This window comes from Rhodococcus sp. 14-2496-1d (genome assembly GCF_002259365.1).
Classification (GTDB): domain Bacteria; phylum Actinomycetota; class Actinomycetes; order Mycobacteriales; family Mycobacteriaceae; genus Rhodococcoides.
The window spans coordinates 1-832 of the sequence record NZ_NPFV01000047.1; the positions used below are offsets into that span (position 1 = coordinate 1).

At 67.4% G+C, this 832-nt stretch carries 2 protein-coding genes; both read left to right on the top strand.

Features of this window, described 5'->3' with window-relative positions:
- The first annotated feature begins 178 nt into the window (after positions 1 to 178).
- Complete coding sequence (locus CH296_RS28275; protein WP_094686276.1) at positions 179 to 496, top strand: hypothetical protein; 318 nt, start codon at positions 179 to 181, stop codon at positions 494 to 496.
- Positions 496 to 798 carry an HK97 gp10 family phage protein gene (locus tag CH296_RS28280; protein WP_094686277.1) on the top strand — a complete coding sequence of 101 codons (303 nt, stop codon included), beginning with the start codon at positions 496 to 498 and terminating at the stop codon, positions 796 to 798. The genes CH296_RS28275 and CH296_RS28280 overlap by 1 nt, the downstream gene beginning before the upstream one ends.
- The last annotated feature ends 34 nt before the right edge of the window (positions 799 to 832 follow it).

Consider the following 832-nt stretch of genomic DNA (forward strand, 5'->3'; position numbering starts at 1 on the left):
ACCGACCCGAACTACTACGGCGCGCTCGCGCAGGCAGTGCTCAACGCACAGGCCGGGTGGTTCCTCGACATGCGAACTCGCGAATGGGTTCTGCGTGAAGACCTGTCCGAAGAACAGAAGGCGATGACCTGACCTTCCCGGTCCGGTCCGCCCCGCACTACGAAGGAGATCCGCCACCATGGCCGATACCGAGAACACCCAGCCCTCTGCCCAACCGATCGAAGAGTGGACCGACTCCGAGGGCCGCAGGCATTTCGCGGGCCGCGGCACGTTCGCCCATCAGGCCCGCGAAGCCGAGGAGGCGCTAGCCGCTCAGCAGAAGACGGCGAGTGAGCAGTCGTCCGAGAGCACGAGCGACACCGTCACCGACGTCGCAGCACCGCCCACCGAGGTCAAGACCGACGGTGACGCGGGCGCGACACCGGCCGAGCTGACCTCGACACCGGGCGGTCGCCCGGCCGGACCGCCGAAGGCCTCCGCACCCAAGTCGTCCTGATGTCAGCTCGCCTGACTGTCTATCCCGGGCAGGTGCGCGAGCAGGTCACTGCCACCACCATCGAAGGCCGCATCGCAATCGCGACGGAGATCGTCGACGAGGCGCGGGAGGTCGCACCGGTGGACACCGGCTACTTCGAGTCGGAGTTCCTGGTGGAGTACGAGGGGAGCCGGGTGTACGCGGTGAACGCTGCCGACGACGCGAGCTACATCGAGTACGGCACTCTCGATACTCCGCCGGCGGCAGTGATGACCGATGCGGCGCGATCGCACGGCAAGTACTCGGGTTGGACGCCGCGATGACACCGAAGGTACGGATTCCGTTCGCGCCCGGCGC